This window comes from Streptomyces tendae (genome assembly GCF_014650435.1).
GTDB lineage: Bacteria > Actinomycetota > Actinomycetes > Streptomycetales > Streptomycetaceae > Streptomyces > Streptomyces tendae.
Genome location: NZ_BMUY01000005.1, coordinates 13,204 through 25,658 on the forward strand (window position 1 = coordinate 13,204; position 12,455 = coordinate 25,658).

General features: G+C 73.9%; 12 protein-coding genes. 7 read left to right on the forward strand and 5 right to left on the reverse strand.

The features are described from left to right. Nucleotides 1-170: 170 nt before the first annotated feature. Nucleotides 171-728, forward strand: a complete 558-nt coding sequence (locus tag IE258_RS14875; protein ID WP_189743652.1) for a hypothetical protein — start codon at nt 171-173, stop codon at nt 726-728. Nucleotides 729-771: 43 nt separating this feature from the next. Here the strand turns inward: IE258_RS14875 and IE258_RS14880 are convergent, their stop codons facing one another. From IE258_RS14880 to IE258_RS14895, 4 genes are all read right to left on the reverse strand, one after another. Further along, on the reverse strand, nt 772-1,323 hold the full coding sequence (locus tag IE258_RS14880) for a PadR family transcriptional regulator (RefSeq protein ID WP_189743654.1): 552 nt from the start codon (nt 1,321-1,323) through the stop codon (nt 772-774). A 124-nt stretch (nt 1,324-1,447) separates the two neighbouring features. After that, the gene (locus IE258_RS14885) at nt 1,448-3,463 is read right to left on the reverse strand and encodes an NADPH-dependent 2,4-dienoyl-CoA reductase (RefSeq protein WP_189743656.1); all 2,016 of its coding nucleotides are present in this window, start codon (nt 3,461-3,463) and stop codon (nt 1,448-1,450) included. Nucleotides 3,464-3,575: 112 nt separating this feature from the next. Beyond that, on the reverse strand, nt 3,576-3,947 hold the full coding sequence (locus IE258_RS14890; protein ID WP_159326252.1) for a hypothetical protein: 372 nt from the start codon (nt 3,945-3,947) through the stop codon (nt 3,576-3,578). A 106-nt stretch (nt 3,948-4,053) separates the two neighbouring features. After that, a complete protein-coding gene (locus IE258_RS14895; RefSeq protein WP_189743658.1) occupies nt 4,054-4,950 on the reverse strand; it encodes a hypothetical protein in 897 nt (298 codons plus the stop codon). Between the two features lie 400 nt (nt 4,951-5,350). On the opposite strand from IE258_RS14895, the gene IE258_RS14900 reads away from it, so the two are divergent. Continuing rightward, nucleotides 5,351-7,435 (forward strand): SpoIIE family protein phosphatase, encoded by a 2,085-nt coding sequence (locus IE258_RS14900; protein WP_189743660.1) that lies wholly within the window; start codon nt 5,351-5,353, stop codon nt 7,433-7,435. A 30-nt stretch (nt 7,436-7,465) separates the two neighbouring features. Here IE258_RS14900 and IE258_RS14905 read toward each other — a convergent pair whose 3' ends face one another. Continuing rightward, nucleotides 7,466-8,299, reverse strand: a complete 834-nt coding sequence (locus tag IE258_RS14905) for a putative protein N(5)-glutamine methyltransferase (protein ID WP_189743662.1) — start codon at nt 8,297-8,299, stop codon at nt 7,466-7,468. Between the two features lie 264 nt (nt 8,300-8,563). Between IE258_RS14905 and IE258_RS14910 the strand changes: the two genes are divergently transcribed. From IE258_RS14910 to IE258_RS14930, 5 genes are all read left to right on the forward strand, one after another. After that, nucleotides 8,564-9,097 (forward strand): MarR family winged helix-turn-helix transcriptional regulator, encoded by a 534-nt coding sequence (locus IE258_RS14910; RefSeq protein WP_189743663.1) that lies wholly within the window; start codon nt 8,564-8,566, stop codon nt 9,095-9,097. 77 nt (nt 9,098-9,174) lie between these two features. Beyond that, a complete protein-coding gene (locus tag IE258_RS14915) occupies nt 9,175-9,780 on the forward strand; it encodes a sulfite oxidase-like oxidoreductase (protein ID WP_189743665.1) in 606 nt (201 codons plus the stop codon). A 7-nt stretch (nt 9,781-9,787) separates the two neighbouring features. Next, nucleotides 9,788-10,549, forward strand: coding sequence for a ferredoxin reductase (locus IE258_RS14920; protein WP_159326445.1), 762 nt, complete (start codon nt 9,788-9,790; stop codon nt 10,547-10,549). A gap of 149 nt (nt 10,550-10,698) precedes the next feature. Further along, on the forward strand, nt 10,699-11,283 hold the full coding sequence (locus IE258_RS14925) for an Rv1733c family protein (protein WP_189743667.1): 585 nt from the start codon (nt 10,699-10,701) through the stop codon (nt 11,281-11,283). Nucleotides 11,284-11,400: 117 nt separating this feature from the next. Next, the gene (locus IE258_RS14930; RefSeq protein WP_189743669.1) at nt 11,401-12,369 is read left to right on the forward strand and encodes an acetylxylan esterase; all 969 of its coding nucleotides are present in this window, start codon (nt 11,401-11,403) and stop codon (nt 12,367-12,369) included. The last annotated feature ends 86 nt before the right edge of the window (nt 12,370-12,455 follow it).

Below are 12,455 nucleotides of genomic sequence, written 5' to 3' on the forward strand. Positions count from 1 at the left end.
TGACGCCCGGTCGGCCCCGGGCCTGCCCGGGGGAACACGTCACCTGGCCGGTCGCGCTCCGCATGCGGGGGTGGCCGGTGCCCTGTTGGCTGCCAGAGGGGGCACGGGTGTTCCCGATCCCGGCGGCGCAAGGGATGTACCGCCGACCGTGCCGCCGGAGGGCAGTCCACATGCGCATCTCATCGCCACTTCTCCGCTCCGGCGCCACCGTGGCGGCCGCCGCCGCGCTGCCCGTCGCCCTGGCCGCCGGACCGGCCGCGGCGGGACCGGGGATCTCCGTGAGCACCACCGGGACCACGGTGTCGGTCACGACCACGGCCTGCGCCCAGCTCAACGGCAGTTGGGGCACGGCCTCGCTGCTGACCAGCAGTCAGCGGGACTTCGCCCAGGGGCGTCAGGTGGCGCTGTCCGGCAGTGCTTCGAACCAGTCCGCGGCCTGGTCGGGAATCTCGCCGGGCACCTACACGGTGATCGTCATGTGCTCGAACAACAGCACCGCGGGCACCCAGACGGTGATCGTCTCCTCGGCCCCCTCCCCTTCGCCCTCGCCCAGCCGGTCCGCCACCCCGTCCCCGTCCGCGTCGCCCGGCGGCGTCATGGGCGGCCTCGGCGGTGCCGTCCAGGACTACGGCACGGCCACCCTGGTGGCGGGCGGCGCGCTGGTGGGGGCGGGCGTCATCGCCGCGGCCTGGTTCCTGCGCCGCCGCGCGAAGCCGTACCGGTTCTGAGGCGTACCGGTTCTGAGCCGACGCCTCACTGGCCGCGGGCCGGTCAGGCCGGTTCGTCGCCGGGGAGTTCGGCGAACTCCGCCAGCGCGTGTCCGAGCCACTGGGTCCAGAAGGTCTCCAGGTCGATGCCGGCCCGCAGCACCAGGTGCCGCAGCCGGTCCTCGGTGCTGTCCCGGCCGGGCGGGAAGTCGCGCCGCTCGATCTCCTCGTACTCGGCCAACTGCCGCTCGTGCAGCTCGAGATGGCGCCGCAGGTCCGCCTCGACACCGGCGGTGCCGACCACGGCGGCGGCACGCAGCCGCAGCAGCATGGTGTCGCGCAGGGGCTTGGGGTCCTGCGGGGTCGCGGTCCAGCGGGAGAGTTCGGCGCGGCCGGCGGGCAGGACCTCGTACGACTTCTTCTGCCCGCGGGCCGGCTGCTGGTCGGGCAGGGCACGGATCAGGCCCTGTGTCTCCAGTTTTCCCAGCTCGCGGTAGATCTGCTGGTGCGTCGCCGACCAGAAGTAGCCGATCGACCTGTCGAACCGGCGGGTCAGCTCCAGCCCCGACGACGGCTTTTCGACCAGGGCGGTGAGGATCGCGTGCGGGAGTGACATGGCCTCATCCTAGGGACGGCCCGCCCGGCCGCCCTGTCTCCGTCCACACGGCGCCCGGTCATCGTCCACCCGCCGCCCGGTCCGCTGCCCGGCCTCCCTCCCCCCCGCCGCTCGCGCCCTTCCCCTACAGCGCCGCCGCCAGCTCGGTGCCCTGCTTGACGGCGCGCTTGGCGTCCAGTTCGGCGGCCACGTCGGCGCCGCCGATGAGGTGCGCGGCGCGACCGGCCGCGATCAGCTCGTCGTAGAGGCCGCGGCTCGGCTCCTGTCCGGTGCACAGGACGACCGTGTCGACCTCCAGCACGGTGGACTCGTCGCCGACGGTGATGTGCAGTCCGGCGTCGTCGATCCGGTCGTAGCGCACGCCGGGGACCATGGTGACGCCGCGGTGCTTCAGCTCGGTGCGGTGGATCCAGCCGGTGGTCTTGCCGAGTCCGGCGCCGACCTTGGTGGTCTTGCGCTGGAGCAGGTGGACGGTGCGGGGCGGGGCCGGGCGTTCGGGCGCGGCGAGGCCGCCGGGGGCGCGGTAGTCGGTGTCGACGCCCCAGAGGCGGAAGTACGTCTCCGGGTCCTCGTGGGCCTTGTCGCCGCCGTCGGTGAGGTACTCGGCGACGTCGAAGCCGATGCCGCCCGCGCCGAGGATCGCGACGCGCCCGCCGACGGGGGCGCCGTCGCGCAGGACGTCGAGGTAGCCGACGACGGACGGGTGGTCGGCGCCGGGGATGTCGGGGGTGCGCGGGGTGACGCCGGTGGCGACGACGACCTCGTCGTGGCCGGTGAGGTCGTCGACGCCGACGCGGGTGTTCAGGCGCACGTCGACGCCGTGGGCCGCGAGCTGGGTGCGGAAGTAGCGCAGTGTCTCGTCGAACTCCTGCTTGCCGGGGACCTTGCGGGCGACGTTGAGCTGCCCGCCGATCTCGCTCGCGGCGTCGAAGAGGGTGACGTCGTGGCCGCGTTCGGCGGCGCTCACCGCGCAGGCCAGTCCGGCCGGTCCGGCGCCCACGACGGCGACGCGCTTGCGCCGCCGGGTCGGGGCCAGGACCAGCTCGGTCTCGTGGCAGGCGCGCGGGTTGACCAGGCAGGAGGTGATCTGCCCGCTGAAGGTGTGGTCCAGGCATGCCTGGTTGCAGCCGATGCAGGTGTTGATGGCCTCGGGACGGCCGGCCGCGGCCTTGGCGACGAAGTCGGGGTCGGCGAGCATCGGGCGGGCCATCGAGACCATGTCGGCGGTGCCCTCGGCGAGCAGTCGCTCGGCGACCTCGGGGGTGTTGATGCGGTTGGTGGTGACCAGCGGGACGGACACCTCGCCCATCAGCCGCTTGGTCACCCAGGTGTAGGCGCCGCGCGGCACGGAGGTGGCGATGGTGGGGATGCGGGCCTCGTGCCAGCCGATGCCGGTGTTGATGATCGTGGCTCCGGCGGCCTCGACGGCCTTGGCGAGGGTGATCACCTCGTCCAGGGTGGAGCCGCCGGGCACCAGGTCGAGCATGGACAGGCGGTAGACGACGATGAAGCCCTCGCCGACGGCCTCGCGCACCCGGCGGACGATCTCGACGGGGAAGCGCATCCGGTTCTCGTACGAGCCGCCCCAGCGGTCGGTGCGGTGGTTGGTGCGCGCGGCGATGAACTCGTTGATGAGGTAGCCCTCGGAGCCCATGATCTCGACGCCGTCGTACCCGGCCTCGCGGGCGAGGCGGGCGGTGCGGACGTAGTCGTCGATCGTGCGCTCGACCTCGGCGTCGGTCAGCTCGCGCGGCACGTGCGGGCTGATCGGGGCCTGGAGCGCGCTCGGGGCGACCAGGTCGGCGTGGTAGGCGTAGCGGCCGAAGTGCAGGACCTGCAGGGCGATGCGGCCGCCCTCGCGGTGCACGGCGTCGGTGACGACCCGGTGCTGTTCCGCCTCCGCCCCGGTGGTGAGCTTGGCGCCGCCCTCGTACGGGCGGCCCTCGTCGTTGGGGGCGATGCCGCCGGTGACGATCAGGCCCACTCCGCCTCGGGCCCGGGCGGCGTAGAAGGCGGCCATGCGCTCGAAGCCGTTCTCCGCCTCCTCCAGGCCGACGTGCATGGAGCCCATCAGGACCCGGTTGGGGAGCGTGGTGAAGCCCAGGTCGAGCGGGCTCAGCAGGTGCGGGTATCGGCTCATCGGGCCCTCCGTGCGCGGTGACGTGCCTCTGTTGTAGAGGACGGCCACCCCATTGTGCAACTAGTTGCACAATGGGGTGGCGCACACCTCACCGCCCACGGAGGGACCCGGGTCAGCGACTCTCGAGCCGTACGTGCAGCTCGCGCTCCTGGTCTCCGGATGCCTGGCTCAGGTCGTGCACGGTGAACAGGGAGTCCAGGGTGGTGCGGAGCCTCTCGATCGCCCAGTAGCCGCCCTGCGCGTCGGCCTCCACGGAGGCCCCGAGCCGGGCGGGGTCGCACTCGCCCGGCTGCTCGTCGGCCACGTCGAAGGTGCCGAGCCACACGGTCGGGCGCACCTCGTCGTACTCCCGGGTCACGTCGCCCGTGTGCCGGTCGGAGGAGAAGCACGCGCACAGGGTGTCGAACACGGTCCGGGCGTCCTCCTTGCTGCATCCGCTCAGCTCCACCGAGACGGACTCCGGATGCAGTCGCTCACCGTCCATCGTGATCGCTCCCTCTCGTGGTCGTGACCGAAACGGCTCTCGCCGATACCACCAGAAAAGCACCACCGGCGGCCCGGCGCGAAGGCGCCGGGGCCGGACCGCGGGGTCAGCTCCGCGTGAACCGGTACGTCTTGCTGTCGGTGAGCACACAGAAACCGGGGGACACGACGATCACGCGCAGGGTGCCGGTGCGCCGGTCGTAGTCGATGCCCTCCGCCTCGAAGTCGCCGGAGCAGGCGCTGCGCAGGGGGAGCTGCCGCAGCGCGGTGACGTGTCCGCTCACGTCGGCGGTGCCGTTCGGTGCCGCGGACAGGTCGATGCGCAGCAGCGGCTTGGTGATGCCGAAGAGCGTGCCCTCCGGGTCGTCGGAGGAGCACAGCAGCGTGGTGGCGTCCAGGAAGTCGCAGCCCTGGACGTCGCGCACGGCGTGGTCCAGGTGGACGGTGGCCGCCTGCGGGAGGTTCGCCGAGGGCGAGGTGGCCGGGTTGACGCCGGGGGTCGGGAAGACCAGCAGCCGGTTCATGGTGCCCCACTCCCCCGCCAGCATCCACTGCCCGTCGGGCGAGAGGGCGGACCACGAGTTGTTCAGCGCCTCGCCCGGGCTCAGCGTGTGCACGTACTCCGCCCAGCTCCCGTCCGGTGCCTGCACGCGGAACATCTTCGTGTTCCCGTCGTCGCGCTGGTACGGCTCGACGTAGTGGCCGTCGTAGGAGGCGTCGGGGTCGCCGACGTGGTTCCAGCCGCGGGTGCTGAGGCCGAGCGGGATGGTGCCGATGCCGGTGTAGCGGTTGGGGCTGCCGGCCGGGACCTCCACCGAGGCCAGGCCCTGGCTCTCGGTCAGCGGGTCGGCGCGGTCGGAGCCCACCTCGGTCCAGGTGTCGGCGGCCCGGGCACCGGCGACATGGGCGTCCGCCGCCGCCGGACCCGCGAGGGCGAGGGAGAGGGCGAGGACGGCGAGACCGGTCAGGGCGGCGTGACAACGTTGCCGGGCGCGCAGGGGCATGGGGGCTCCTCGGTGGGGGTGGGTGGCCGGGCGGCAGGGGCGGGGGTCGGGGCACTCGGCGCACAGTCTGGACCGTCCACTGGGTCATGTACAGACCAACTCTGGACGCGCTCGGCGCTCGGCATGACCGCCCCCGGTCCCGCCGCGCACGTTCCCTACGACGGCCCCGGTCCCGCCGGGCACGCCCCCTTGCGACGCCCCTGGTCCCACCCGGCACGCCCCGTGCGGCGCCCCTGGCCCCACCGGGCCCGTCCCGTGCGGCGCTACCCGGCCCGCGGGGAGATGCTGGGAGGGGACGGCGGAGCCTTGACGAACCGGCCCTGTGCGCGGTGGAACGCGGTAGAACAAGGGGATCGGCCTCGAAGGCGTGGCGCGTCGAACGGCGAAGGCGGGGCGTGGGATGAGTGCAGCGGGGTCTGCCGGGTTCGAGGGCGAGCCGTCGTCCCGCGGCCCGGTGCGGCCCAGCGGGCTGCTCGACCTGCTGAACGTGGCCTCGATCGTGCTGGACACCGAAGGCCGGATCGTCCTGTGGAGCCCGCAGGCCGAGGAGTTGTTCGGCTACTCCGCGCCGGAGGCGCTGGGGCAGTACGCCGCCCGCATCATGGTCCACGAACGCCACCTCGACCTGGTCGTGAGGCTGTTCGGGGACGTCATGAAGACCGGCCGGAGCTGGGCCGGTGCCTTCCCCGTCCGGCACAAGGACGGCAGCACCCGGCTGGTGGAGTTCCGCAACATGCGCCTGCTGGACGACCGAGGGGACGTCTACGCCCTCGGTCTCGCGGCCGACCAGTCGATGGTGCGCCGGCTGGAGCGGGACGTGGCCCTGTCCAGCAGGGTGATCATGCAGTCCCCGATCGGTCTGGCCGTCCTGGACACCGACCTTCGCTACGTCTCGGTGAACCCGGCCCTGGAGCGGCTCAACGGCATCCCCGCCGAGGACCACCTCGGCCGGACGATCCGCGAGCTGCTGCCGCAGGTGGACGCCGACCCGCTGGAGGCGGCGGCACGCGGGGTGCTGGAGACCGGGCGCCCGGTGGTCGACCTGCCCGCGACCGGCCGGACCCCCGCCGACCCGGACGAGGAGCACGCCTGGTCGGTGTCGCTGTACCGGCTGGAGGACGCCCTGGGCGCCGTGCTGGGGGTGGCCGTCTCGATCGTCGACGTGACCGAGCAGTACCGGACGGCCGCCGAGGCCGAGGGCGCGCGGCGCCGGCTGGCCGCCGTGGCGGACGCCTCCGCGCGGATCGGCACCACGCTGCGGCTGGACCGCACCGCGTACGAGCTGGCCGACGTGGCCGTGCCCGGCCTCGCCGACGTCGCCGCCGTGGACCTGCTGGACGCCGTGGTCGAGGGCCGGCGCAGCACGCTGGGCCCCGCCGAACCGGCGGTGCTCAGGGCGCTGGCCGTGCGCGCCGACGACGACGCCCGGGACGCGCTGCGGGCGGCCGACCCGCCCGGCCGGGTCGCCCGGTACGGACCGGACCGCCTGGTCACCGAGTGCGTGCGCACCGGTCGGCCGGTGATGGTGGCTCGGGTGACCCGGGAGGACCTGGGGCGCGTCGCCCGCTCGCCGGAGGCGGCCGAGCTGCTGCGCCGGGCGGGCGTCCACTCGTACCTGGCCGTGCCGTTGATCGCGCGGGGCGAGGTGCTCGGCGCCCTGGACCTGAAACGGATCGCCAACCCCCTGCCGTTCGACGAGGACGACCTGCTGCTGGCCCGGGAGCTGGCCGCGCGGGCGGCGCTGCAGATCGACAACGCCCGCTGGTACCAGAACGCCCGCGACACGGCCCTCACCCTGCAGCGCAGCCTGCTGCCGAGCCATCCGCCGGTGACCGGCGGCCTCGAGGTCGCCTCCCGCTACCAGCCGGCCGGGGGCACCAGCGAGGTCGGCGGCGACTGGTTCGACGTGATCGAGCTGGCGGGCGGCAGGACCGCGCTCGTGGTCGGCGACGTGATGGGCAGCGGCATCGCGGCGGCCGCCTCCATGGGGCGGCTGCGCACCGCGACGAACACCCTGGCCGCCCTCGAGCTGGACCCCGCGCAGTTGCTCGGGCACCTGGAGCGGACCACGGCGGGCCTGGACCAGGCCATCGCCACCTGCCTGTACGCCGTCCACGACCCGCACCGGCGGCGGTGCCTGATCGCCAACGCCGGGCACCTGCCCCCGGTCCGTCTGCGGGCGGGCAGGCCGCCCGAGCTGCTCGACCTGCCCACCGGGGTGCCGCTCGGGGTGGGCGGCGTCGCCTTCTCCACCACCGAGGTCGGCCTGGAGCCGGGCGACCGGCTGGTCTTCTACACCGACGGGCTGGTCGAGACGCGCAGGCATCCGCTGGACGAGCGGCTGGACGCGCTCCTCGGCCTGCTGGAGGGCCCGGACCGCCCGCTGGAGGAGGTCTGCGACCTGCTGCTGCGCACCCTGCACGAGCCGGAGAACTCCGACGACGTGGCCCTGCTGATCGCCCGGGCCACGCCGCCGGTGCGGTAGCGCCGACGGTGGCGGTACCGAGCGGTGGCGTCAGTCCCGGACGCCGATCACCACGTGGGCGTACAGCTCCTCGCAGACCGCGAGGCGGGTCGTCAGGCCGGCCCGGGTGAAGGCGTCGACGGCGTCGGGCGCCTGGCGTTCGCTCGTCTCGACCAGCAGGCAGCCGCCCGGGGCGAGCCAGCCGGGTGCCCCGGCCGCGACCCTGCGCAGCACGTCGAGGCCGTCGGTGCCGCCGTCGAGGGCGACCAGCGGTTCGTGGTCGCGGGCCTCGGCGGGGAGCAGGGCGACCTCACCGGTGGGGACGTACGGCACGTTGGCCGCGAGGATGTCCACCCGGCCGCGCAGCGCGTCGGGCAGCGCGTCGAACAGGTCACCGGCGTACACCCGGCCGCCCGCGTCCGCGAGGTTGCCGCGGGCGCAGCGCACCGCGGCCGGGTCGACGTCGGCGGCGTGCACCTCGGGACGTTCGAGGGCGGCCGCCAGGGCCGCGCCGACGGCCCCGGACCCGCAGCACAGGTCCACGACGACGTTCGCGTGCGGCGCGTGGGCCAGGGCCTCGCTCACCATGAACTCGGTCCGGCGGCGGGGCACGAAGACACCGGGGGCGACCGCGACGCGCAGGCCGCGGAACCCTGCCCAGCCCAGGACGAGTTCGAGGGGCAGTCCGGTGACGCGGCGGTCGACGAGCTCGGTGAGTTCGGCGGCGCTGCGGGCGGCGGTCAGGATGAGCGCGGCCTCGTCCTCGGCGAAGACGCAGCCGGCGGCGCGCAGCGCGGCCACGACGGCGTCCGGCGTCGGGAGGGACGCGGAGAACAGGTCCGGGGAGGACGCGGGGGTGGGTGAGGCGGGGAAGGTGTGAGGCATGGAAGCCGAGAGCCTTTCGGGAACCGAAGGGCACTCTCCCGGTCACTCGTCTCCGGTGACCGCACTGGCGTGAGGTGAGAGCACCCGGGCCGACACAGCGGTAATCGGTCTCACCTCCCAGTCGCACGGCGGGCCGGGGCGGTCCGCGGCCGACGGTCACACTACCCCAGTGATCAGACGCCGACGGCCCCCGCGCACGTAGTTGACTCATACAACCTCTTCTCCGGAGTTGTACTGTGCAACCAGCAATGCGGAGGAGGAACCGTGACGGCTGCCGAGACACCGGACGAGACGACCGCCGTTCCCGACGGGTGCCCCGCGGACACGGCCGTGGAGACCATCCAGCGTGAGATGACGGTCTTCGCCCGCCGGGCCCGCGCCTCGGCGGGCCGCATGCACCCTGAGCTGTCCCTGGTGTCGTACACGCTGCTCGGGCATCTGGAGGAGCGGGACGGCCGCCGGGCCACGGATCTGGCCGCCCACTACGCGCTGGACAAGTCCACCGTCAGCCGCCAGGTGTCCGCGCTGGAGCGCGCCGGGCTGATCGAGCGGCGCGTCGACCCGGACGACCACCGCGTCCAGGTCCTGCACCTGACGGAGTCCGGACGACAGGCCCTGGACCGGGTCACCGAGCGCCGCCGGACGGCCTTCCGGGAGCGGCTCGCCGACTGGGCGGAGGAGGACCTGCTCCGCTTCGCCGGGTATCTGGAGCGGTACAACGCGTGGCCGGGCGCGGCCCCGGACGGGGAGCGGGACCGGGCGGCGCCGGGTCCACGTACGGTTGACGGTACGCACTGACCGGTACGCACTGACCGGTACGCACGATGACGCCGGCCGCGGGCAGCCCGCCCCGGCGGCCCGAAAGGCTCCACCGCATGAACACCACCCGAGGCTTCACCGGACGCCCGCGCGCCGCCCGGCGGGGGCTGCCGCCCGGCCAGTACGACGCGGGCGACGACTGGCCCGTGCTGTCCGCCGAGGTCACGCCCGAGATCGCGCCCGCCGACTGGACCTTCCGGGTGGGCGGCCTGGTGGCCGAGCCCCGCACCTGGGACCTGGCACAGGCCCGCCTGCTGCCGGCGTCCGGGTACGCGGGCGACATCCACTGCGTCACCGGCTGGTCGAAGTTCGGGGTGCGGTTCGGCGGCGTCTCGCTGGACGCCTTCCTGGACGCGGCGGGCCCGCTGCCGTCGGCCACGCACGCGGTCGCCCACGCGCACACCGGCTACACCGCGAACCTGCCGCTCGCGGACCTGACCGGCGGGCGCGCGTGGATCGTGTGGGAGTACGACGGGGAGCCGCTCGCCCCCGAGCACGGCGGCCCGGCACGTCTGGTGGTGCCGCACCTGTACTTCTGGAAGAGCGTGAAGTGGGTGGCGGGGCTGGAGCTCCTCGACCACGACGAGCCGGGCTTCTGGGAGCAGAACGGCTACCACGCCCGCGGCAATCCCTGGGAGGAGCAGCGGTACTCCGGTGACTGAGACAGCCATGCACACGGCAGGTGCCTTCACTCCCCCGGCGCGGTTCGCCGTGCCCGGGCGCATCGAGGTGAACGGCCGGGTGGCCGGGACGTGGCAGACGGCCACGCTCACCGAGATCCGCCGCGAGACGCCCCGTGCGTCGACCTTCCGCTTCGCCGTGCCCGGCTGGGCGGGCCACCTGCCCGGCCAGCACCTGATGCTGCGGCTCACCGCCGCGGACGGCTACCGGGCCCAGCGCCACTACTCGCTGGCGTCCGCCCCGGACGAGTCCGGGCACATCGAGCTGACCCTCGACCGGGTGCCGGACGGGGAGGTGTCCGGCTGGTTCCACACCGAGGCGCGGCCCGGTGACGAGATCGAGGTGCGGGGCCCGCTCAGCGGCTTCTTCGCCTGGCCCGGCGACCGGCCCGCCCTGCTGCTCGGTGCCGGATCCGGCGTCGTACCGCTGATGTCGATGGTGCGGCACCACCGGGCGCGGGGGCTGACCGTGCCGCTGCGGCTCCTGGTGTCCGCGCGCGGTCCCGAGGAGCTGATCTACGCCCGTGAGTTCGGCGCGGAGACGACGCCCGTGTTCACCCGCACCGCGCCGGCCGGGACGCCGGTGGGCCGGCTGACCTCCGCGCACCTGGCACCGCTCCTGGCCGAGCCGCCCGCCGGTGGCTGGGAGGCCTACGTGTGCGGGTCCAACGCGTTCGCGGAGCACGCGTCGCGGCTGCTGGTGGCGGCCGGACAGCCGGTGGACCGGATCCGCATCGAGCGCTTCGGCTGATCCGCCCGGTTCGTGAGCGAGGCCCGCAGGACTGGGTACCAGTCCAGTGCGGGCACTCGCACACGTGGCGCGACACGAAGGCGCGGCGGCCCCCGCGCTCGACGGCCGTCCGTCCGCCCTCCGGTCGCGGTGATCGCGGGGAGGTCGACATGCGAACCCGGGTACGCGGCTGGCGCTGGCGGCGCAATCCGCTGCGGCGCCGGTCGGACGTCGTCGAGGCGTGGACCACGGTGGTCGTCGCCCTCCTGCTGTTCGTCGCGGCGCCGGTGCTGGGTGCCGCGACCGCGTGGTGGGGCCACGGACAGGCGCAGGCGATCGTCGCCGAGCAGCGGGCGGAGCGGCACCACGTCCGTGCCACGGTGGAGGACCGGACCCCCGGCGCGCTGTCGACGGGACAGCTCGGCGGACAGCACTCGTACCGTGCCACCGTCCACTGGAAGGCGGCGGACGGCACGGAGAAGAGCACCACGGCACAGGTGCCGGCCGGCGCCCGGCACGGTGACAGCGTCGACGTGTGGCTGGACTCGCACGGCCGGAGCGTGCCCCCGCCGTCGGACGGTGCCGAGATCTGGCAGCACAGCGCGACCGTCGGCTCGTTCACCACCATCGGGACGGTGCTCACGGTGCTCCTCGCGCACCGTGCCGTGCGCGCGGTGGCACTGCGCCGGCGGATGGCGGAGTGGGACCGCGACTGGGCGCTCACCGAGCCGCAGTGGACCCACCGCCGGGCCTGACGGCACTCCGTCCACACCGTTGCCGTGTAGGGCCGGACCTGGCGTCTGTTCAAGGTGCTCACGTACCGTGTGATCATCCGTACGGTCTGCCGCGTCTCCCCGCAAAGGCGGTCATCGATGGCCCTGTTCGACCTTCCGCTCGACGAACTCCACGCCTACCGCAGCACGTCGACCGAGCCCGAGGACTTCGACGCGTTCTGGAGCAAGACGCTCGCCGAGGCCCGCGAGCACGATCTGGACGCCCGTTTCGAACCGGTCGACACGGGACTGTCCACGGTGCGGGTGTACGACGTGACGTTCGCCGGGTTCGGCGGCCATCCGGTGAAGGGCTGGCTGATCCTGCCGGCCGCGGCGGACGAGCCGCTGCCGCTGGTCGTGGAGTTCGTCGGGTACGGCGGCGGGCGCGGGCTGCCGCACGGGCACCTGCTGTGGGCGTCCACCGGCCGGGCCCACTTCGTGATGGACACCCGCGGCCAGGGCAGCGCCTGGGGCGGCGGCGGCGGGACCCCGGACCCGGTCGGTGGCGCGCCCGCGTACCCGGGCTTCATGACCCGCGGCCTGGACGCTCCGGAGAACTACTACTACCGCCGGGTCTTCACCGACGCCGTGCGCGCCGTCGAGGCGGCCCGCTCCCACCCGCTGACCGATCCGTCGCGCACGGTGGCGCTGGGCGGAAGCCAGGGCGGCGGCATCACGATAGCGGTGGGCGGCCTGGTGCCCGACCTGGTCGCCGTCGCGCCGGACGTGCCGTTCCTGTGCGACTTCCCGCGCGCCGTCACGCTCACCGACCGGCACCCCTACCGGGAGATCGGCCTGTATCTGAAGACGCACCGCGGCCGGACCGGGGACGCGCTGCGCACGCTGTCCTACTTCGACGGCGTGCACTTCGCGGCGCGGGGCCGGGCGCCGGCCCTGTTCTCGGCAGCCCTGGAGGACCAGACCTGCCCGCCGTCGACCGTTTTCGCCGCGTTCAACGCCTGGTCGCACGAGGACCGGACGATAGAGGTGTACGACTTCAACGATCACGAGGGCGGTGGCCCGTACCAGGAGGCCGCCAAGGTGCGCTGGCTGAGCCGCTACGCCTGAGGTTCGTGGGTGGTGTTTCGGCCGAACCGGCGGACCGGTCTTCCCAGCTGGTTTAGACCAATGGTAATCCTGGTGGCGCACCGAGC

What these genes read in the sequence shown, in the direction of transcription:
- IE258_RS14900 (WP_189743660.1), top strand. Translation starts at nt 5,351, where the DNA reads ATGAGTGCAGCGGGGTCTGCCGGGTTCGAGGGCGAGCCGTCGTCCCGC.
- IE258_RS14895 (WP_189743658.1), bottom strand. Translation starts at nt 4,950, where the DNA reads ATGCCCCTGCGCGCCCGGCAACGTTGTCACGCCGCCCTGACCGGTCTC.
- IE258_RS14890 (WP_159326252.1), bottom strand. Translation starts at nt 3,947, where the DNA reads ATGGACGGTGAGCGACTGCATCCGGAGTCCGTCTCGGTGGAGCTGAGC.
- IE258_RS14920 (WP_159326445.1), top strand. Translation starts at nt 9,788, where the DNA reads ATGCACACGGCAGGTGCCTTCACTCCCCCGGCGCGGTTCGCCGTGCCC.
- IE258_RS14875 (WP_189743652.1), top strand. Translation starts at nt 171, where the DNA reads ATGCGCATCTCATCGCCACTTCTCCGCTCCGGCGCCACCGTGGCGGCC.
- IE258_RS14925 (WP_189743667.1), top strand. Translation starts at nt 10,699, where the DNA reads ATGCGAACCCGGGTACGCGGCTGGCGCTGGCGGCGCAATCCGCTGCGG.
- IE258_RS14905 (WP_189743662.1), bottom strand. Translation starts at nt 8,299, where the DNA reads ATGCCTCACACCTTCCCCGCCTCACCCACCCCCGCGTCCTCCCCGGAC.
- IE258_RS14930 (WP_189743669.1), top strand. Translation starts at nt 11,401, where the DNA reads ATGGCCCTGTTCGACCTTCCGCTCGACGAACTCCACGCCTACCGCAGC.
- IE258_RS14915 (WP_189743665.1), top strand. Translation starts at nt 9,175, where the DNA reads ATGAACACCACCCGAGGCTTCACCGGACGCCCGCGCGCCGCCCGGCGG.
- IE258_RS14880 (WP_189743654.1), bottom strand. Translation starts at nt 1,323, where the DNA reads ATGTCACTCCCGCACGCGATCCTCACCGCCCTGGTCGAAAAGCCGTCG.
- IE258_RS14885 (WP_189743656.1), bottom strand. Translation starts at nt 3,463, where the DNA reads ATGAGCCGATACCCGCACCTGCTGAGCCCGCTCGACCTGGGCTTCACC.